This is a genomic window from Streptomyces sp. NPDC004838 (assembly GCF_053600955.1).
In genome coordinates this window covers 1-18765 of the sequence record NZ_JBSGAW010000038.1, presented here as the reverse complement: position 1 = coordinate 18765, position 18765 = coordinate 1, and the positions used below count along the sequence as shown (strand labels likewise).

17 protein-coding genes are annotated in these 18765 nt (G+C 70.6%); 11 read left to right on the top strand and 6 right to left on the bottom strand.

Annotation, left to right across the window (positions count from 1 at the left end):
* Nucleotides 1-18: 18 nt before the first annotated feature.
* Nucleotides 19-2232, top strand: coding sequence for an OmpL47-type beta-barrel domain-containing protein (locus tag ACWEFL_RS32145; protein ID WP_451719651.1), 2214 nt, complete (start codon nucleotides 19-21; stop codon nucleotides 2230-2232).
* A gap of 175 nt (nucleotides 2233-2407) precedes the next feature.
* On the opposite strand, the gene ligD is transcribed toward ACWEFL_RS32145, so the two are convergent.
* Nucleotides 2408-3430, bottom strand: a complete 1023-nt coding sequence (gene ligD, locus ACWEFL_RS32140; protein ID WP_451719522.1) for a non-homologous end-joining DNA ligase — start codon at nucleotides 3428-3430, stop codon at nucleotides 2408-2410.
* A 52-nt stretch (nucleotides 3431-3482) separates the two neighbouring features.
* On the opposite strand from ligD, the gene ACWEFL_RS32135 reads away from it, so the two are divergent.
* Nucleotides 3483-4568 (top strand): ATP-dependent DNA ligase, encoded by a 1086-nt coding sequence (locus ACWEFL_RS32135; protein ID WP_451719520.1) that lies wholly within the window; start codon nucleotides 3483-3485, stop codon nucleotides 4566-4568.
* A 679-nt stretch (nucleotides 4569-5247) separates the two neighbouring features.
* Nucleotides 5248-5505 carry a hypothetical protein gene (locus ACWEFL_RS32130; RefSeq protein ID WP_451719517.1) on the top strand — a complete coding sequence of 86 codons (258 nt, stop codon included), beginning with the start codon at nucleotides 5248-5250 and terminating at the stop codon, nucleotides 5503-5505.
* 146 nt (nucleotides 5506-5651) lie between these two features.
* Here ACWEFL_RS32130 and ACWEFL_RS32125 read toward each other — a convergent pair whose 3' ends face one another.
* The 4 genes from ACWEFL_RS32125 to ACWEFL_RS32110 all read right to left on the bottom strand — a co-directional run bounded on the left by ACWEFL_RS32125 (nucleotide 5652) and on the right by ACWEFL_RS32110 (nucleotide 11085).
* Nucleotides 5652-6089 (bottom strand): YchJ family protein, encoded by a 438-nt coding sequence (locus ACWEFL_RS32125; RefSeq protein WP_451719515.1) that lies wholly within the window; start codon nucleotides 6087-6089, stop codon nucleotides 5652-5654.
* Nucleotides 6090-6198: 109 nt separating this feature from the next.
* Nucleotides 6199-9513, bottom strand: coding sequence for an NACHT domain-containing protein (locus ACWEFL_RS32120; RefSeq protein ID WP_451719512.1), 3315 nt, complete (start codon nucleotides 9511-9513; stop codon nucleotides 6199-6201).
* 474 nt (nucleotides 9514-9987) lie between these two features.
* Nucleotides 9988-10224: a DUF397 domain-containing protein gene (locus ACWEFL_RS32115; protein ID WP_451719509.1), complete on the bottom strand. Its 237-nt coding sequence runs from the start codon at nucleotides 10222-10224 to the stop codon at nucleotides 9988-9990.
* The gene (locus ACWEFL_RS32110) at nucleotides 10225-11085 is read right to left on the bottom strand and encodes a helix-turn-helix domain-containing protein (protein ID WP_451719506.1); all 861 of its coding nucleotides are present in this window, start codon (nucleotides 11083-11085) and stop codon (nucleotides 10225-10227) included. It abuts the gene before it with no gap.
* Nucleotides 11086-11210: 125 nt separating this feature from the next.
* On the opposite strand from ACWEFL_RS32110, the gene ACWEFL_RS32105 reads away from it, so the two are divergent.
* From ACWEFL_RS32105 to ACWEFL_RS32095, 3 genes are all read left to right on the top strand, one after another.
* The gene (locus ACWEFL_RS32105) at nucleotides 11211-11702 is read left to right on the top strand and encodes an ATP-binding protein (protein WP_451719503.1); all 492 of its coding nucleotides are present in this window, start codon (nucleotides 11211-11213) and stop codon (nucleotides 11700-11702) included.
* Nucleotides 11696-12106: a hypothetical protein gene (locus tag ACWEFL_RS32100; RefSeq protein ID WP_451719500.1), complete on the top strand. Its 411-nt coding sequence runs from the start codon at nucleotides 11696-11698 to the stop codon at nucleotides 12104-12106. Before ACWEFL_RS32105 ends, ACWEFL_RS32100 begins: the two co-directional genes overlap by 7 nt.
* Before the next feature lie 72 nt (nucleotides 12107-12178).
* Complete coding sequence (locus ACWEFL_RS32095) at nucleotides 12179-12472, top strand: hypothetical protein (RefSeq protein ID WP_451719497.1); 294 nt, start codon at nucleotides 12179-12181, stop codon at nucleotides 12470-12472.
* A 548-nt stretch (nucleotides 12473-13020) separates the two neighbouring features.
* Here the strand turns inward: ACWEFL_RS32095 and ACWEFL_RS32090 are convergent.
* Complete coding sequence (locus tag ACWEFL_RS32090) at nucleotides 13021-14088, bottom strand: MmyB family transcriptional regulator (RefSeq protein ID WP_451719494.1); 1068 nt, start codon at nucleotides 14086-14088, stop codon at nucleotides 13021-13023.
* A gap of 244 nt (nucleotides 14089-14332) precedes the next feature.
* On the opposite strand from ACWEFL_RS32090, the gene ACWEFL_RS32085 reads away from it, so the two are divergent.
* From ACWEFL_RS32085 to ACWEFL_RS32065, 5 genes are all read left to right on the top strand, one after another.
* Nucleotides 14333-15007, top strand: a complete 675-nt coding sequence (locus ACWEFL_RS32085; RefSeq protein ID WP_451719492.1) for a helix-turn-helix domain-containing protein — start codon at nucleotides 14333-14335, stop codon at nucleotides 15005-15007.
* 158 nt (nucleotides 15008-15165) lie between these two features.
* Nucleotides 15166-15696 carry a toxin-antitoxin system, toxin component gene (locus ACWEFL_RS32080; protein ID WP_451719649.1) on the top strand — a complete coding sequence of 177 codons (531 nt, stop codon included), beginning with the start codon at nucleotides 15166-15168 and terminating at the stop codon, nucleotides 15694-15696.
* Between the two features lie 12 nt (nucleotides 15697-15708).
* Nucleotides 15709-16971: an ROK family protein gene (locus ACWEFL_RS32075; protein ID WP_451719646.1), complete on the top strand. Its 1263-nt coding sequence runs from the start codon at nucleotides 15709-15711 to the stop codon at nucleotides 16969-16971.
* A gap of 414 nt (nucleotides 16972-17385) precedes the next feature.
* Nucleotides 17386-18591, top strand: a complete 1206-nt coding sequence (locus ACWEFL_RS32070) for an NAD(P)/FAD-dependent oxidoreductase (RefSeq protein ID WP_451719489.1) — start codon at nucleotides 17386-17388, stop codon at nucleotides 18589-18591.
* A 45-nt stretch (nucleotides 18592-18636) separates the two neighbouring features.
* Nucleotides 18637-18765, top strand: a 129-nt coding sequence (locus tag ACWEFL_RS32065) for a sigma factor (RefSeq protein ID WP_451719644.1), incomplete at its 3' end; no start/stop codon positions are given.

Here is an 18765-nt window from a genome sequence, read left to right as displayed (position 1 = left end):
CTGGTGGCCTCCGTCGCGATGGTCGTCGGGCTGATGTCCGCCGCCGCGTACGGACAGAGCGGCGGCTCCCCCAAGACCGCCCAGGGGGCCGTGTCGCAGGCCCGGACCGCGTCGCAGGCCGGGGCCGCCGAGGCCCAGGCCCCCGAACAGACGCTCACCTGGACCGCCGGCGACCCGATCGACCGCTTCCTCTCCTTCCCCACCACGGCGAAGGAGGGCAGGACGACCATCGTCTTCGAGAACAGCCGGGCGACCGGCAACACCACCGGGATGCCGCACACGCTGACCTTCGACGTGGCGGACCCGGAGTACAACAACGACGTACCGCTGAACATCCTCGCCAACCCGAGCGACGACAAGGGCGGGAAGCACTCCGTCGAGGTCACGCTGACACCGGGCCGGTACCGCTTCTACTGCTCCATACCCGGCCACGGCCAGATGCAGGGCATCCTGACCGTCAGTGAGAACGGCGGCGAGGACACCGCCGCGCCCGTCACCTCGGCGAAGGTCGAGGGCGACAAGAACGCCGACGGCGCGTATGTGGGCATGGCCAGTGTGACGGTGTCGGCGACCGACGAGGGCTCGGGCGTCGAGCGGACGGAGTTCGCGGTCGGGGCCGACGGCCCCTGGCAGGCGTACACCGCTCCGGTCGTGGTCAACGAGGTCGGGACCCACAAGATCCGCTACCGCGCGACCGACAAGGCCGGGAACACGGCGGCGGAGAAGTCGGTCGACTTCCGCGTCGTCGCCCCGCCGACCGACGACAAGACCCCGCCGGAGACCTCGGCCACCGTCAGCGGGGAGCGGAACGACGCGGGCCAGTACCTCGACATGGCGACGGTGACCGTCACCGCCTCCGACACCGGCTCGGGCGTCAACACCATCGAGTACGCGATCGGCGCGGGCGGGGCCTGGCAGCCGTACACCGCTCCGGTGATGGTGCATCAGGTGGGCACGCACAAGGTCCGCTACCGGGCCACGGACAAGGCGGGCAACGCCGCCGCGGAGAAGTCCGTGGACTTCACGGTGGTCACGCCGCCCACGCCCGACACGACCCCGCCGGTGACGGCGGCCGAGGTGGCGGGTCAGAAGAACTCCGACGGGGCGTACGTCACCAGCGCCAAGGTGACCGTCAACGCGACCGACGTCGACGGCTCCGGCGTCGACAAGGTCGAGTACTCGCTCGACGGCGGCCCGTACCTCGCGTACACCACTCCCGTGATCGTCGACCGGGTGGGCTTCCACACCGTTCTGCACCGGGCCACGGACAAGGCGGGCAACACCTCGCAGGCGCAGCGGGTGACGTTCACCGTCGCGGAGGGCGGCGGGGTCCCGGCCCCGAACTGCCCCGAGTGGGACGAGCGCCTGACGGTGATCGTCGGCACGGTCGACACGGGTGTGCCCAACCGGATGACCCGTAGCCGCTGCACGGTCAACGAGCTGATCGAGGACGAGAAGTCCTGGTCGTCGCACGCGCTGTTCCTCAAGCACGTGGACCAGGTCCTGGACCGGCTCCTGGCGGACGGCGTCATCGACCTGCGCGAGCACAAGAAGGTCTACAACGCCGCCAAGCAGTCCGGCATCGGCAAGCCCGGCCAGAACACCGGCTACCGCGACATCTTCGACGGCACCCGGTCGTCGTTCGACAAGTGGCAGCACGTCGGCGGCGGCTCGTTCGCCCTCAACGAGGACGGGTCGATGACCAGCGGCACCACCAAGGGCGGCCTCGGGATGCTGTGGTTCCCGAAGCAGTACGGGGACTTCTCGCTGAAGCTCCAGTGGCGGGACGACGCGCCCGGCACGGGCAACGCCAACAGCGGTGTCTTCGTCCGCTTCCCGTATGTCCACGAGAACCCGGAGGAGCCGCGTCCCGAGTGGGTCGCCATCAAGTACGGCCACGAGGTCCAGGTGCTGGACCGGCCCGACGGCGACATGTACAAGACCGGTTCGGTGTACGGCTTCGACCGCGTCGGGCTCGCGGGTGCCGGGGTGACGCCGAAGGGCACCTGGAACGACTACGAGATCCGGGTGGTCGGCCAGTCGTACTCGGTCTACCGCAACGGCGTCCTGATCAACCGGTTCGAGAACACGGCCGGGCAGACCTTCACCCCGCCGCGCGGCGACGACGTCGGCACGGACGGACGGCGGTACGCGCTCGGTTACATCGGACTCCAGGTCCACGGCACCACGGATGTGGTCTCGTACCGCAACATCCGCGTCCAGGAGCTGTGATCCCGGGCCTCTGATCCGAGAGCTGTGATCCAGCTCCCGCGATCCGGGACCTGTGATCCGGTGACGGTCTCTGGGGACCTGCGATCGGGAAGCCGTGATCCGGAGACCGTGACGAGAAACCTGTGAGAGGGCTGCGAAGGTCCCCTCCCCGCCCCCGGGGAGGGGACCTTCGCGGCTACTCGGCCGCCGGCGTCTTCTTCGCCCGGCTGGGCTGGACCCGCTTCGGCTCGCCCGGCATCTTCGGGTACTCCGGCGGATAGGGCAGATCGCCAAGCCCATGGTCCGCCTCGTCCTTGCGGGCCGCTTCCAGCAGGCTCTCCAGACTGAAGCGGTGATCGTCCATGTCCGCGTGGACGTCGCCGACCGCGGCGTAGCGCGCGGGCATCGTCTTGATGTCGAAGTCCTCGGGGCGGGCGTCGTCCAGCTCCTCCCAGCGCAGGGGCGCGGAGACGGTGGCGCCCGGCCGGGGCCGTACGGAGTAGGCGGAGGCGATCGTGCGGTCACGGGCCGTCTGGTTGTAGTCGACGAAGATCCGCGCGCCGCGCTCCTCCTTCCACCACTTGATGGTCACCCGGTCCGGCAGCCGCCTCTCCAGGAGCCGGCCGCAGGCGATCGCGGCCCGTCTGACCTGCACGAAGGTCCAGGACGGCTCGATGGGGACGAAGACATGCAGACCGCGCCCCCCGGAGGTCTTGGGCCAGCCCCGCAGCCCCATCTCGTCCAGTACGGCCCGCAGCTCGTGGGCGGCCCGTACAGCGTCGGCGTAGTCGGTACCGGGCTGGGGGTCGAGGTCGATGCGCAGTTCGTCGGGGTGGTCGGTGTCGTCCCGGCGTACGGGCCAGGGGTGGAAGGTGACGGCGCCCAGATTGGCGGCCCAGATGACGGCCGCGGGCTCGGTCGGGCACATCTCGTCGGCCGAGCGACCGCTGGGAAAGGTGATGTGGGCCGTCGGAATCCAGTCCGGGAGGTGCTTCGGCGCGCGTTTCTGGAAGAAGGACTCGCCGCTCACCCCGTCGGGGTAGCGCTCCAGGGTGGTGGGACGGTCGCGCAGGGCCCGGGTGATGCCGTCGCCGACGGCCAGGTAGTAGCCGACCATGTCCAGCTTGGTGTAGCCACGCTCAGGAAAGTAGATCTTGTCGGGGCTGGAGACGCGCACCACGCGCTCTCCCACTTCCAGTTCCACCGCTCGAGCCGCCATGTGGGTCAGCGTAGGCCGTGCCGACATTCCCCGCATACTGGACAATCGGCCCATGGATCTCCCGGTGATGCCCCCCGTGAAGCCGATGCTCGCCAAGGCCGTGAAGAACATCCCGCCCGGAATGCAGTACGAGGCGAAGTGGGACGGCTTCCGGGCGATCGTCCACCGGGACGGGGACGAGGTGGTGATCGGCTCCCGGACCGGTAAGCCGCTGACCCGCTACTTCCCCGAGTTGGCCGCCGAACTCGCCGCCAATCTGCCCGAGCGCTGTGTCGTCGACGGCGAGATCGTCATCGTCCACGAGGGGCGGCTGAGTTTCGACCGGCTCACCGAGCGCATCCACCCGGCCGACTCCCGCGTACGCATGCTCGCCGAGCAGACCCCGTCGAGCTTCGTGGCGTTCGATCTGCTGGCGCTCGGCGACCGGTCCCTGCTGGACACTCCGCTGACGGAGCGGCGGGCCCTGCTCGCCGAGGCGCTGAGCGCGGTCCGGCCGCCAGTGCATCTCGCGCCCGCGACGACCGACGTCGAGGTCGCCCGGAGGTGGTTCGAGCAGTACGAGGGGGCCGGGCTCGACGGGGTCATCGCCAAGCCTCTGACGCTCCCGTACCGGCCGGACGCCCGCCTGATGTACAAGATCAAGCACGAGCGCACGGCGGATGTCGTCGTGGCCGGCTACCGCTTCCACAAGAGCGGACCGGTCGTGGGCTCGCTGCTGCTGGGGCTGTACGACGACTCTGGCACGCTCCAGCACGTCGGCGTCTGCGCCGCCTTCTCCATGAAGCGGCGCGAGGAACTGGTGGCCGAACTGGAGCCGCTGCTGATGGAGTCCCCCGCGGACCACCCCTGGGCCGCCTGGGCGGACGAGAGCGCGCATGAGAGCTCGCGCCTGCCCGGCGCGGTGAGCCGCTGGACGGGAAAGAAGGATCTGTCGTGGGTGGCGCTGCGGCCGGAGCGGGTGATCGAGGTCGCGTACGACCATATGGAGGGCACCCGGTTCCGGCACACGGCCCAGTTCCGCCGCCCGCGGCCGGACCGGGAGCCGGCGGACTGCACATATGCCCAGTTGGAGGAGCCGGTGCGCTACGACCTGTCCGAGGTGCTGTCGGCTCCCGGAGCCGAGCGGGACGAGGGCTGAGCGGGACGGGGCCGGGGGCCGGGCGGACCGGAGGCTGAGCGGGACGGGGCTGAGCGGGAGGGGGCCGAGCGGTCAAGAGCCGGGCGGGACGGGGCCGAGAGGCCGTTGGTACGCCGGTCGTGATCGCGGTCCGGCCGCCGGGCGCGAGACCGGAAACGATCAACGTCTGGGCCGCGCCGACGACTTGGCGGGGCGGGCTCGGAGGCTGTGCCGGACCGTCGGCACCGATCACCTCTCTCGCACCTGAAGGTGATCGATTCGGGCGCGCGCTCCACTTTGTCGTAAGGTATGTCGCCTGTGCTGCCGCTGGCAGCAGGCAGGGCGAGCAGTGCCGTGCGCACCTCCCGTACGACTCCGCTGTCCCCGATCACCTCGATCGGGACGCGGTCGGCGAGGTCGCCGCGCTGTCCCGCCCGCTTCAGGTCCTTGCGTACGCCCTCGGTCGACCGCTCTTCGCGGAGTGCGGCCGGGGAGTTGACGGGACCTGACACCCGTTCTCAGCGCCCGCGAGTCGAGATACCCGCGCGTGATGAGAACGCACCTGGGGCGTCCGGCAACGGTTGCCGCACAGAGACATCCCCGCCGACGAACACGGAAACTCGCCCGGTACGTATGGAGGGGTGGGCGTCACCGGACCCACCGGCGGCCCCGATCGAGCTCAAGACAAGGACTGGACACCGTGACCGCGTCGCCCCTGATCCCCGTACCGATCCCCGACCGCGTGGCCGCGCTGATCGGATCCTGCATGCCGGCCCACGTTCTCCAGGCCGAGATCGAGGCGGACAGCGCGGTACGCGAGGTGAATCGATTCCGCGGCCCGCTCTGCCATGAGGACCGGGCCGACCGGGAGCACGCGCTGTCGGTGCTGGCGCGGACGAACAAGGTGCTGGCCGCGTACAACCCCCGGCTGGTGATCCTGCCGAACCGCGCGTACTGAGCGGACGCGAACCGCGCGGCGCGATCGGCCCGGCTCCGGGTCCGGCCGATCACCCGGGCGGCTCGGTCGCGCGGCCACGTGGTCCCGCAGCCATGCGGGCGCCCGGACACTCGGTCCCGCAGCCCCTCGGTCACCCGGTCACTCGGTCACTCGACGAAGGTTCCGTCCGCATAGACCCATGCGCCGCCGTGCCGCCCGAACGTACTGCGTTCATGCAGCACACCGCGGTTCCCGTGGTGCCGGTAGCGGGCACGGAAGGTCACGGTGCCGGTGGAATGGAAAGGGCTCCCGTCCGTGGCCCCGATGATCTCCAGCCCCTCCCAGCGCATCCCCGGATCCAGCTCCAGACGCGCCGGCCTGGTGTCCGGGTGCCAGGTGCGGAGCAGATACTCCACGTCCCCGGCGACGAACGCGCTGTAGCGGGAGCGCATCAGCAGTTCGGCGGTCGGGGCCGCCGCCTCACCCGCGTGAAACCGGCCGCAGCACTCGCCGTAGGCGGCGGGCAGCCCACAGGGGCAGAGCGAGGCGGCCTTGAGGACGGGGGCGGGGGCGGGGGTGCGCCGTGGGCGCGGGGTACGGGCCATGGGTCCATCTTCCAGCGAAGACCCGCCATCGAACGAATGCCGCCCCCGCACCGCGCCGCGAGGTGGACCGGCGGAATCCGCACGCCCCTGGAGTGAGCGGCCCTCCGGGTCACGGCGCCAGGCGGCGGCTCCGGGCGAACTCGCGTGCCTCGGCGACGAGTTCGGGAGCGGCCCCGCTCAGTTGGTCGTCGTGGACCGCGCCCAGCACCGCGACCAGCGCCCGGTTGATCGGCTCGGGCTGTGCGAAGGTGTGCCTGCGGTGCCAGAGGGCCAGCAGCCTCTCGGGAGCCGACGGGTTCAGCTGGAGCAGGCAGTGCTCCGCGTACAGCCGGATCTCCTCCCCCGAGTCGGCGTCGAGGACCGCCAGCGCCGACAGGGCCCGTAGCTCCAGCGCTTCCCCGTCCAGGAGGAACCGGCTCGGCGCTTGCAGCACGCGGCCCACGACGTCGGCCGGGAGCCGGGGTGCGTCGGTGCGGAGCTGCCCGAAGACGAGCCGGACGAGCTGACGTCGTGAGGGCTCGTCCAGATTCCCCCAGGTGGCCATGATCTCGGCGCAGTTCTCGTACTGGGCGATGAGTTCGTCCCGCGGAGCGCCGAGCCCGCTCGTGAGCCAGAGCGCCGTCAGGGCGTGCGCGATCGACGTGGCGGTGTCGGGCGGGCCGACGAAGGTGGTGACGGCCCAGGGCAGCGAGCGGAAGAAGGGGTCGGCGGTGTGCAGGACGATGGAGTCGTTGACGCCGCCGGACACCGACATCTTGTGGCGGATCTGCTCCGGATCGGACCGGGACCAGCTGGTCACCCGCTCATGGGTGCCGACCGTCGTCTGCCGGCCGTACAGCCAGACGACGTCGATCTGTTCCGGGCGGGCGAGGAAGAGCGGGTCCGGGCGGATGTCGAGATCCTGCTGCCCGCTCTCGTTCCAGATCCGGCTGACGCGGAGGGCCATGGCGAAGTCCGTCCACTCCGCCTCCCTGAAGGCCGCGCGCCACAGCAGCACCCGCCGGTGCCAGCGGGCGGCGGGCTTCCTCACTCCGGGGAACAGCTCGCTCGCCCTGACTCCCCCGGTGACCAGCACGGTCAGCGTCAGCAGATTCGCCGAGTACAGGCCGTGACGGGATGTCGTGGCCCGCACTTGGGGCCGGTAGTCGGTGTAGCGGTGCTCGGTGCGGTTGCGGTGGTCGGCCATGACGGTGATCAGCAGCTCGCCGAGGCGGGCGCGGGCGTCGGACGGTATGCGGGCGATCCGGGCGCGGGCGAAGCGGAGGATCTGCCGGGACGACAGCGTGGCGTACGACAGGAGGACGTACAGCAGATCGTCGTCGACGCTGGTGCGGCCCACGGAGAGCGCCGGGCGCTGGCCGAGGAGTCCTTCCAGCAGTTGCACGGCGAGCCGGGCGATGAGGTACTCGCCGAAGGTGGCGTGCAGGAACTCATAGGTCGCCAGCCGCTGTTCGTCCCGTACCGCCTGGGCGTGCTGGACGAAGAAGAAGCGCCCCAGCGCGATCTCGCCCTGGTCCAGTTCGGCCCTGAAGCCGTCCTGCGCCGATGCGGAGCGCCGGTTCTCGGCGTGACCGAGCAGGGCGGACAGATCCTGTTCCATCTCGGCTGTGGTGATCCACTGCCGGCGTCTGTTGAGCATGCCGAAGGAGATCAGGGACAACCGTTGCAGCTCCTGCTCGGCGCGGTGGGCGATTTCCCGGTCCGGCGAGGCCGCGACCGATTTGCGCACCTCGCGCTGGGCGAAGGAGACGAGGAGTTCCTCGTACAGCGCGGCCTCGTCGAAGGCGGCGTCGGCGCCTGAGCCGCGCTGCAGGGCGTTCGCCGTGGCGTCGTACAGCGCGAGCATCAGCAGCAGGAGCGGCTGGGAGGCGAGCGCCCGGTGGCGTACGGCGACGGCGGCGGGCAGAGGTTCGAGTCCGCGCCCGGCGAGATAGGACTCGTTGAGGCGGTTCCACTGCTCCAGCCAGCGTTCCGTCTGGGGCTCGCTGAAGGGTTCGAGCCGCAGGGCCACCGAGCCGTCCGGGTAGCGCACCCGGTCCGCGACCGCGGTACGGCTGGTCACGATCGCGTAGAGGGGCCTGCCCTGGTCCGCCTCGCGCTCCTGGAATCGGGCCACCCGTACCAGGAAGTCGGACTGGCTGACCCCGGTGGCCTGGAGCAGCTCGTCGAAACCGTCGAAGAGGAGGACGGGGACCGCGCTGTCCGCCGCCCGGACCAGCTCGGGCCAGGAGAGCCGCTCCCCGGTGGACGCGCGTACGGCGTACTCGATCTGGTCCTGGATGTCGGCGTCGGCGGGCACCTCCCGCAGGACGACGCGCACGGGCAGATAACCGGTGGCGGGCAGCCGGGCCGCGAGGATCTTGGTGAGTACGGACTTTCCCGCGCCGGGCTGGCCGAGGACCACCAGGGGCGCGGTGGTCGAGGCGACGGTGGTGAGGACGCCGGCGAGGTACTCGCTGAGGTCGGACCGTACGGCCGACTCCGCCCACCAGCTTTCGTCGGCGGCCTCCGCGGTGCCCGAGCCCACCCGGCGGACCCGGAATTCGTGGTCGACATAGCCCTGGTCCAGGGTGGGCAGGCACATTCCGGCCGGGGCCTCGCCCTCGGAGAGGATCGGCTTGGGCAGCGCGGCGCGGTAGCCGGCGACGAGGGCTTCCGCGGCGTGGCTCAGCGGGGGCGGGGTGCTCAGCCCGGCGAGGGTGGTCTCGATGCCGGAGAGCGCCCGGCGGATGGCGACCCTGGTGGCCTGGTGCTCGATCTGCCCGGACCAGAATCCGAACTCAGGTACTTCTTGGGCGAGTTGGGCGTAGAGCTCCTGATAGCGCTCGACCGCCCGTCTGCGGGTCCACCGCTGGAGTACGCGTTCGGTCCGCTCCCGATCCGCCTCGTCCAGCCGGTCGTGGACGGCCAGGCCCTGGAGGAAGAGCAGCAGATGGCCGCCGCACCCGGCGTACCAGAACTCCAGATCCCGCAGGACCTGCTCGTACGGCAGATGGGGTGCGGGTTGAGGAACCGTCATGCCGAAGAGGGTGCCGAGGAGGTCGCCTTCGTCGTGTCCTCCGGCGATGGCCAGTTGTTCCCGTCGCGTCAGCTCCAGCTCCGCCAGCCGGAACGGCAGTTCCGCTTCCCCGAGCGCCTGGAACCACGCGGTGATCACCAGCACCGTGTGCGCGGCGTTGATCCTCTCCGTACGGGTCGCCCGGTCGGCCCCGCCCGGATTCCCGCCGAGCCCCGCCGTCAGATCCCGCCCCAGCCGCAGTACCCGTCCCTGAGCGTCGAACACGCTGAGCACGGCGTCACTGACGCCGCCGGTCGCCATCGAGAGGGCCCCGCCGAGCGCCCGGTCGGCGGCGGCCAGGCTCGCGCTGTCGCCCGTCAGAATCGCCACCGCGTCGCGGTAGTTGAGCAGCCGTCGTCCCCGCACCGAATGATCCCCCGCATACCCTGAGCCGCTTCCACCCGTTCGCTTCCGGTCTACCACGGTGCCGCCGGTCCGTGGGGCGGAAGCGGCCGCGCAGGGGCCGGGCCGCCCCGGTGCGGGGGCACCTCGGAGCGGAGGTCGGCGGCCGGGAGGTTCGTCGTGCCCCTGGTCCCGCCGTGCGCGCCGGCCCGTGGCGGAAGCCGTTTCGGACACGGACCGGAGCCGTCCCGTCACCCCGGAGGAGTCCGGGGACGACAACGGCGTGCGGGGTGACTGAGCCCGCACGCCGTTTCTTCTGTTGGATCTTGAGTTGGGAGGATAAGCGGCCGCTGGATAACGGACCGGCGGGTGGACGGGTGGTTGAAGAGTCGATGAACATCACAACCATGTGGTTCGGAACGGAAAGCTGACGCTGACGTCGATGCCGATGAGGATGTGGACTCGGACGTCGGCGCCGGTGCGCGCGGAGCCGGCGGCTCAGGTGAGCAGGAAGTCCGCCTGCCCCGACTTGGCTCCTTGGATGAACGCGGCGATCTCACCAGGGGTATAGATCAAGGCGGGCCCGTCCGGGTCGGCCGACTGGCGCACGGCCACCCGGCCGTCCGCGAGCTTCATGGTCTCGAAGCAGTTTCCGCCGTTTCCACCGCTCCACGGCTTGCGCCAGCCCGCATTGCCCAGCTCGGTGGCCGGCATCCCGTTGTATATGTGATCCATTCACAGCTCCTTGCGGAGATCCCTGAGGATCTCCTTCGTGCGTTGTGCAGTCGCGGCCTGAGCCGCCATGCGGTCCAGGACCTCCAGATGCGAGGCGACCTCGGGACGTGCGTCGAGGTAGACGGCGCCGCTGAGGTACTCGCTGTAGACCATGTCCGGGAGCTCGGGGACTGCGAACCGGAACAGCACGAACGGCCCATAGGTGCCGGGGTGATGTCCGGACGCGAACTCCGCGATCTGCAAGGTCACATGGGGCATCCGAGCGCCTTCGAGCAGCCGGTCGATCTGCGCTCTCATGACGCCGGGACCGCCGACGGGTCTCCGGAACACCGTCTCGTCCATGATCACCCACAGTTTGGGTGGGTCGGGTTGGGTGAGCAGGTCCTGCCGCTCCATCCGCAGCGCCACATGGCGCTCGATGTCCTCGGGCTCGGTCTGTCCGACGGCGCCGCTGAGCATGATCGCCCGCGCGTACTCCTCCGTCTGCAGCAGACCGGGCACGAAGTGCGGCTCGTAGGCGCGGATCAGGCTCGCCGCACCTTCCAGGCTGACATACATGCTGAACCAGCCCGGCAGGACATCGTGGAACCGCTGCCACCAGCCCGGCTTGTTCGCCTCCTCCGCCAGCTCGATGAAGCCGCGAGCCTCCTCCTCGCTGATCCCGTACGCGTCCAGGAGCATCTGGACGTACGGGATCTTCAGCGCGACCTCGGCGGTCTCCATCCGGCGAATGGTGCCCGCGGCCACACGGAGAACCTTCGCGGCTTCCTCGCGCTTCAGCCCGGCACGCTCGCGCAGATCCTGCAGGCGCTTACCGAGGACGACCTGCCCCACCGTGGGGGCGGACCGCGGTTCACTCACTTCGAGACCTCCCCACGTGCTGATGCGAGCAGTGTGCCACGCACTCAGTGCCGCTGAATATGCCCACTCTGAAAATTTCACAGTGGGCCTTGCCAAGTTGTCCACTCCAGAGCGACAGTGGATGAGTGAACCACGACACGCGCCACGCCCCACTCTTGGATCCGTGCTCGGAGGCCGACCACCACCGGTACGGCTTCGAGCTGCCGGCGCGCGTCGAATATGTGTCCCGAGCACGTAAACTCACCCGCGACCGTCTGCACTGCTGGGGCATAGGCGGCGACACCCATGACACGGCGATGCTGGTGATATCCGAGCTGGTCACCAACGCGGTCGTGCACAGCGGAAGCCATCTGATCTCGTGCGAGCTGCTCAACGGCGTCGAGAGCCTGCGCATCAGCGTGCAGGACCAGGGCTGCGCTCCCACCGGCCCCCATGTGTGCCACACCAGGGCTGCCGAGGAGCGGGGACGGGGACTGCTGCTGGTGGAGGCCGTCTCCAGCTCCTGGGGCGCGCACGCCGACCAGCGGGGCATCGGCCGGATCGTCTGGGCCGAGCTGGCCCATACGCAGATTCCGTACGGCGTGGACTTTCCCCGGGGAACGGAGGGCCCGTGCTGAAGCAGCTCGCGACGCTCCTCCGGATCGGCCGCCACACCGGCGACGACGGTCTCGTCCGGCTCGATCTGCCGTCCGCGATCGTGCCCACCCTCGGCTGCGACGCCGTGGGAATCCCGGCGCGGTACGGCTTCCGGCTGCTGGAGCGGCTGCCGCGCACCGGCTGTGTCTACGCGGACACGGACTGGTGGTGGTGGATCGTTCCGTCCGGCTCCGATCAGGACCTCACATGGCCGCTGCCGTCCCACTACGCCAAAGGAGCGTATGTACCCGCCACCAACCCCAGACTGATCCGCTGGCCCGACGGCGACAGTCCGTACACACCACCGATCCCCCTCTACCTCAACGCCTGCCAGCTGACCGGTACCGCACCCCTGTGGACCGCCGGTGTCGGCGGGCGTGCCTAGGACCGGCGTATGAAGGCTCCGGATCTCGCCACCGACCACCCGCGCACGGACCCGACGGATAGGCTTCCACGCATGTCGGAAGCCAATTCGAGCCCGGAACGGCAGGGGCTCACACCACGCCAGGCACGTCATGTGCGGATCGCTCTCTCCGCGGTGATCATGATCGCGGTGGGTCTGACTCTCGTCCTGCGGCTCGGAAGCACTCATTCGGTTCTGACCATGGGTTTCTACGGCATCGCGCTGATCCTGTCGGGCAGCGCGATGGTGCTCAGCAAGCAGGGACGTACGAGGGTGGCCACCGTGGTTCTCGGCGCGGGCGTCGCGCTGGCGGTCGCCGCCGAGTGGGCCGTGTCGTCGCTGCGCTGAGCAGCACGAGGAGTACGGCGAGTACGGCGCGTACGGCGAGCACCGGACGCACGGGGGCCTACGGGGGCACAGAGCACACGGGGGAAATGGGGATGGGGGAGAGGTCCAGGCCCCTGCTCGGGGAAGGCGGGGGCCTGGACCTCGTGGAAGCGAAGCCGGCGGCGTGTGCGGGAGCGGCGGCGGCGGCCGGAGGACGCTGGAAGTCGGCACCGGCTCACCGCGAAGGAACGGTGAGTGCGGGACGGGTCGGCTCCGAGGACGTCGCCGTGCCCGCGCGTGGCGCCGTGCGCGAGTGCTGCGCCGGGCCCGAGTGCCGCGCGGTGACGGATACCGCGGTGCCCGGGACGGCGAAGGCCCCTTCGCCGGTGCTGCCGTGGAGGGCGGTGTGGCCACCGTCGGCTGGTGGGGTCTGATGTGACATGCCGTCATCGTCGTTGCACGCCCACGCCCTGACAAGGGTGGTGCGGTGGTGCGACCGGTTCCGGTTCGCCCCCGTGTACCGGCCTCGCACCGCCCGCCCCGGACGTCCGGCGGCGGGCGGCTCCCGTTCAGCCGCTGGAGACGGCCCTCAGATGGGACTTGCCCCGCCGTACGTCCGGTGAGGTCGTGCTTCTGCGCTCGCGCAGCACCAGGGTCATCCGGGTGTACCCCCGGTCCTGGAGGGTCGCGGGCGTCTCGTCCACGATCCGGCACTCGGAGCGCCCCCAGCGGGGGTCGGGGTGGTGGAGCGGCCGTACCGCGCCGTCGTGGTGGACCGCGGCGGCCCCCGTCGCGCGTACCCAGTGCGGCAGACCGCACCGGTAGGCGGCGTCCATGATGGGGTCGTCGGCGATGTCCTCGCGAATGGCTTGAAGGACACCGTCGTCCGCGTAGCAGTCCAGCGCGGATTCCAGCTGGGCGAGCAGGGGCAGACACCAGCTGGTCTCCCGGTCGCCGAGCACGGCGCCCGCGTCCGGGTGGAAGAGCACGAAGCGCAGGAAGTTCTGGTCCGGCATGGCCGTGGGGTGCTGTCCCACGCCCCGGAACAGCGCCTGGAAGGCGGGGTTGACGTGGGCGACGTCCCAGCGGCGGTCGAAGAGCACCGACGGCAGGGGCACGGCGTCCATCATCGCCGCGTAGTCACGCAGATACGCCTGTGTTCCCGGGTCCTTGGGCAGCGAGGGTTCCGGAGACGGCTCGACGGGCACTCCGGGTGTGGGCAGCGGCATATACGAACGGGAGGGGCCGGCGGGAAAGGCCGGTCCGGAGGGGCGCGCGGGCCCCATCTGCGAGGCGGGACGGGAGGAGGGCAGCGGATCCGTGCCGTACGACAGATCCTGATCGACGGCCAGCCGCAGCAGCCAGCCGCCCTGCTGATCCGTCATCTCCAACGCCTTGACCAGCGCGTACAGCTTCTCCTCGGTCCACTCATGGGCGGGGGTGCGCTCCCAGCTGCCATAGGCGCGGGTGCTGATGTCCAGCCGCGCGGCCACATCGGCCACGCTGAGCCCCAGTTCCTCCCGGCGGTCCCGGACCAGGTCGGTGAACCTCCTCGACCGGAGCGTGCCGCGGCCCGCCCCCGCACACCCCCGACGCCCTTGGACACCGGGACGGTCGACACCGGTCTCATGTGTCATCGAGAACGCCACCCTTCGCCGCTTCTCGGATGTACCGCTGCGGCGGCGTCTTTTGATCTTCACCCCGCCCGGCGATCCTGCTCCCGAATGCGAGCCGATGTCAACTATCGTGGCATTCCACGCCGCAGAGCGCGCAGATCGGGCCACAGCTGTGGCAAGAGCTGGTTGCACGGCTTCGAAACGGCTAATCTCCGGGCAGCCATTTGTGTGCGGAGCCACCTCGCGTGATCTAGGAGACCTACTGGTGACAGACGGCTTCTTGGTTCCGGGCCCCGCGGCCTCCGGCCCTCTGGCGGCGTCGGTCACCCGCGTCGCCGAACTCGTGGCCAGACTGGGGGTGAACCGCGGCGAGGTGTTCGACGTCCACCGGCTCTCGGAGGAGTCGGGTGTGCCCGCCGACGTGGTCGCCGCCCTGCTCGAAGGGCGCCCGGCCGGTGAGCCCGATCTCCAGGCCCGCTTCGTCCAGCGCTTCGACCTGCTGCGCCGGACGCGGCTGAAGCCCAACGGCCGCAAGTACACCCAGCAGGAGATCGCCGCCGGGGCCGGCATGTCCCGCCAGCAGGCGGGGGCCCTCATCAACGGCGACCGCCGTCCCACGATGGAGCACTGCGACGCGATCCAGCGCTTCTTCAAGGTGCACGCGGGGTTTCTGACCGCCGACGACGAGGACGCGCTCAACAACGCGCTCCAGCGCACCGAACAGCGTCTCCTCCAGGGGTACGCCGGCGAGGGCGACCCTCTGGAGCGGCTGCTGCAGGACCATGGCGTACGGGGCATCGCCTGGCGGGCCGCGCAACTGCCGACGGACAAGCACCGGGACAAAGTCACCGAATGGCTCGACCTGCTTCTGGAAAGCGTCAAACCACCGGAATCAGCCGAACCGGCGGAATCCGACACCGTAAAGCAGACGGAAACCTGACTTCAGGAAAGACCTGATTCCACGACAGGATTTCAGGACAGGTCGGGACACGACAGGTGCGGACAGGTGCGGTCAGGCGCGGACAGGTGCGGATACCGGGTGATGCGGGTGCGGCCGCTGACGGGGAGGAGAGGAGAACGGTGAGCATTGGCAAGGAGATGCGTCGGCTCTGCGGTGAGCTGGTGGCCGCGATCGACCTGCCCGCGCCGGCGGAGCCCGCCGATCTCTACGCGGCCCTGTGCGGAGGCATGAGCAGGCGCCGCGGCCGGCCGGTCCGCTACCGTACGGCCACCTTTCCCCCCGGCACGGCGAGCGGACTCTGGCTGGACATGACGGACCAGGACCTGATCGTCATCGAGGAACGCACCGCGCCCGACCACCAGCTGGTGATTCTCGGCCATGAGCTGTGGCACATGAAGGCCGGGCACTGCACCCACCACATCGAGGGCGCGGCCGTCGCGGCCCGGCTGCTCTCGGACGCGGCCGACCTCCAGGACACCGTCCGCCGGGTCGCCGCGAGGACCTGTTTCGACCAGTCCGTGGAGAACGAGGCGGAGAGCTTCGGTCTCCTTCTCGGCAGCAAGTGCCGCTCCTGGCTGGCCGGTTCGACCGTCCGTGGCCCTCAGCGGCGCGACGGGCTGGCCGGGCGCATCGAGGCGTCCCTGGGATACCGAGGGCCACAGGGCTGATACGTGGAACCCATCGCACGGGCGAGACCGGCCGGCCCCGGAGGCCGGGACCGGCTGGAACCGAAGGCCGGCCGGGACACCGTGCGCCGTCACAACCTCAGTCTGGTGCTGCGGGCGGTCCGCGACGCGGGCGAGATCACCAGAGCCGGGGTCTCCGCCCGGGTGGGGCTGACCCGCGCGGCGATCTCCTCCCTGGTGGAACAGCTCCTGGAGAGCGGGTTCCTCTCGGAGTCCGGGAAGACCTTCAGCGGCCAGGCGGGGCGGCCCGGCACCGTGCTCAAGATCGCCCGTACCGGAGTCGCGGGCCTCGGGGTCGAGATAAACGTCGACTACGTCTCGGTGTGCGTGGTGGACCTGGCGGGCACCGACCGGGTCCGGCTCGTCGAACACCTCGACAACCGGGGTGCTTCGCCGTCGCGGGTGCTGGCCCGAGCCGCCCGTATCGCCTCCCGCGCGCTGTCCTCCGCCGCGGAACAGGATCTACGGCCGGTGGGCGCCGCGCTGGCCCTGCCCGGCCTGGTGACCGGAGGCACCGTACGGGCCGCCCCCAATCTCGGCTGGAACCGCGTCCCCGCCGAGGATCTCTTCACCGACGCGCTCGCCGCGCTGCGGCCCCGGCTGCCGGTGCTGCCGGTCCGCTCCGAGAACGAGGCGAATCTCGCGGCGCTGGCGGAGCTGTGGTTCGGCGGACTCGGGGATGTGCGCACCTTCCTGTATCTCACCGGTGAGATCGGCGTCGGCGGGGCGCTGGTACTCGGCGGCGAACTGCTGCGCGGGGCACATGGCTTCGCCGGGGAGATCGGCCATGTCCTGGTCGCGCCCGACGGCCCCGAGTGCCGCTGCGGCTCACGGGGCTGCCTTGAGCAGTACGCGGGCCAGTCGGCACTGCTGCGGGCCGCGGGGCTCGACGAGGCGGACGGCGCGACGGGCGTGGCCGAACTGGTCCACCGCGCCCGCGCGGGTGACGAACGGGCCCTGTCGGCGCTGGGCCGGGCGGGCATGATGCTCGGCCGCGTCCTCTCCGGCGCGGTGAACCTCTTCGACCCGGACGCGGTCGTCCTCGGCGGGATCTACCGCCCCCTGGTGCCGTGGCTCGCCCCGCCTGCCGCGCGGGAACTCTCCGCCCGCGTGGTCTCCGGCCTCTGGCCCCCCACGGCCGCCCGCCTCCGCGCCTCCTCCCCCGCGACGGACGCGGCCCGCGGCGCGGCGGCTCTCGTGGTCCAGGATGTGCTGACGGACCCGCTGGAGTACGGGGGAAGAGCGGCGGCGGTCTAAGGGCTGTCCCGTAGGTCTTCTGTCCCGGGTGGTGCGGGCTTCCCGGTCCGTGACCGTACTTCATCGCCAAATCGTGAAATCGTGAAGTCACCGCATCACCCTCAAGCCCGTCCCCCATCGCCGACGGGCTCAGGTGATGCCCCGCCCGCGGACTGTGCGCGCATGGGCCGGGAGCCGGAGCGTCCCGGCCGCTCGGCGACGACGGCAGGGACCTGACCGCGCCGCGTCGCACGAACGCGCACCGGCCAGGCCGGAGCGGGTGCGGATCCGCACGGTCCGCCGCATCGGCCGGTCCCCGGCGAGGACGGCGTGCCGCACCAGTGGAGTGACCTGCCTCACAATCCGTCACAGCGATCGGTCACCCGGTGTCTTGAGGCTGACCCATGAACCAGTGACTCGAACGAAGGAGACACCGTGGCTGGGAACATCGAGGCCGTCGTGATCGGCGGCGGATACGCCGGAGTCATGGCGGCCAACCGTCTGACGCGGCGCGACGACGTGACCGTGACTCTGATCAATCCGCGCCCGGCTTTCGTCGACCGGATCCGCCTGCACCAACTGGTGGGCGGGTCCCACGACGCGGTCGTGGAGTACCGGAAGGTCCTGGGTGAGCGTGTCGGTCTGGTGGTCGACAGCGTGACGACGATCAACGCTTCCGAGCGCAGCCTGACGCTGGCGAGCGGCGGCACGGTCGGTTACGACTATCTGGTCTACGCGGTGGGCAGTGGCAGCGCCGACCCGAGCGTGCCCGGAGCGGCCGAGTTCGCCTACCCGATCGCCGGACTGGAGGAGGCGCAGCGGCTGCGGCCGGTCGTCGACGTCGCGCCGAGAGAGGCCACGATGACCGTGGTCGGAGCCGGTCCGACCGGCATCGAGACCGCGGCCGAGCTGGCGGAGCCGGGCCGGGCCGTGACCCTGGTCTGCGGCGAGGTGCTGGGCCCGTATCTGCATCCTCGGGGGCGGCGCTCGGTCGCCGAGCGGCTCGCCGAACTCGGTGTGACCGTACTCCAAGGCCCCGGTGCGGAGGTGACGGAGGTGACGCGCGATGCCGTCCGGCTCGGCGACGGCCGCGAGCTGCCGAGCCACGTGACCGTCTGGACCGCCGGATTCGGCGTGCCGGACCTGGCCGCGCGCAGTGGGCTGAGCACCGACGCACTGGGCCGCCTGCTCACGGACGAGACCTTGACGAGCGTGGACGACGAGCGCATCGTCGCGGCCGGGGATTCGGCGGCGCCGTCGGATCTGCCGCTGCGGATGAGCTGCCAGGCCGCGATGCCTCTGGGCGCGCGGGCCGCCGACACGGTGCTCAGCCGGATCGCGGGTGAGCAGCCCTCCACCCTCAACCAGGTGTTCGCCGGCCAGTGCATCAGCCTGGGCCGACGCGCCGGCATCTTCCAGTTCGCCCACAGGTACGACGACGCGGTGCGGTTCCGCATCGACGGTCGCCCCGGCGCGAAGCTCAAGGAGTTCATCTGCACGAGCATCGTCAAGCAAATGGCCGGCGAGGCACGCAAACCCGGTTCGTACGGCTTGCACCGCGTCCCGGGAGGCGCCAAGCGCCGGCAGATGCTGCAGGCCAAGCGTGCGGATGCGCCGGCGCCCGCTGACACGGCAGTCTGAGGCCGTGCACGAACAGCATTGCGTGAACAGGGGAGAGACCGGGACATGAGTGACCACGCCACCGGCCCGGCGACCGAGGCGTTCGTCGCCTACCGCAGTCTGCTCTTCACCGTCGCGTACGAGATCCTCGGATCGGCGGCCGACGCGGAGGACGTCCTCCAGGAGACCTGGCTC

Excerpts from the sequence above, each read along its gene's own strand:
- ACWEFL_RS32145 (WP_451719651.1), top strand. The coding sequence starts at position 19 with ATGGTCGTCGGGCTGATGTCCGCCGCCGCGTACGGACAGAGCGGCGGC.
- ligD (WP_451719522.1), bottom strand. The coding sequence starts at position 3,430 with ATGGCGGCTCGAGCGGTGGAACTGGAAGTGGGAGAGCGCGTGGTGCGC.
- ACWEFL_RS32135 (WP_451719520.1), top strand. The coding sequence starts at position 3,483 with ATGGATCTCCCGGTGATGCCCCCCGTGAAGCCGATGCTCGCCAAGGCC.
- ACWEFL_RS32125 (WP_451719515.1), bottom strand. The coding sequence starts at position 6,089 with ATGGCCCGTACCCCGCGCCCACGGCGCACCCCCGCCCCCGCCCCCGTC.
- ACWEFL_RS32115 (WP_451719509.1), bottom strand. The coding sequence starts at position 10,224 with ATGGATCACATATACAACGGGATGCCGGCCACCGAGCTGGGCAATGCG.
- ACWEFL_RS32095 (WP_451719497.1), top strand. The coding sequence starts at position 12,179 with ATGTCGGAAGCCAATTCGAGCCCGGAACGGCAGGGGCTCACACCACGC.
- ACWEFL_RS32090 (WP_451719494.1), bottom strand. The coding sequence starts at position 14,088 with ATGACACATGAGACCGGTGTCGACCGTCCCGGTGTCCAAGGGCGTCGG.
- ACWEFL_RS32080 (WP_451719649.1), top strand. The coding sequence starts at position 15,166 with ATGCGTCGGCTCTGCGGTGAGCTGGTGGCCGCGATCGACCTGCCCGCG.